This is a genomic window from Cognatundibacterium luofuense (assembly GCF_018139685.1).
Lineage (GTDB): Bacteria > Pseudomonadota > Gammaproteobacteria > Burkholderiales > Burkholderiaceae_D > Undibacterium > Undibacterium luofuense.
In genome coordinates this window covers 1-386 of the sequence record NZ_JAGSPN010000240.1, presented here as the reverse complement: position 1 = coordinate 386, position 386 = coordinate 1, and the positions used below count along the sequence as shown (strand labels likewise).

The 386-nt window shown below is 52.8% G+C and carries 1 protein-coding gene; it reads left to right on the top strand.

The features are described 5' to 3' along the window. Window positions 1–60 precede the first annotated feature (60 nt). The coding region (locus KDM89_RS20220) for a DUF748 domain-containing protein (protein WP_329604712.1) at window positions 61–386 on the top strand (326 nt) is incomplete at its 3' end.

The window sequence follows — 386 nt, the reverse complement described above, 5'->3', positions numbered from 1 at the left end:
AAACTGGCTGCGGGCCGGGTACAACTGGACAACGCCGCTTTGCAATTCCAGGATAGCTCGGTGAGCCCTGCGGTTAAATTGACGACAGAAAATCTGAATCTGCAATTGCAAGGCTGGCGCAGTGATTTAGCGAATGCCATGCAATTCCAGTTGCAATCCCGCCTGAACCGCAAAGGTAGCCTGAAACTGAATGGCAGCAGCACTGCGCAATTAGCGCAACTCAAGCTGGATCTGGATGCGCAGGGCTTGCCGGTAGCTGGTTTGTATCCGTATTTCTCTTCATTGCTGAATGTGGAAATCACACAAGGCGTGGCCAGTGCCAAAGGTCAGCTGCAACTGGCGCGTGTGCTGGAGCCACAAAGGGAAATTCGCTATCAGGGTAAGCT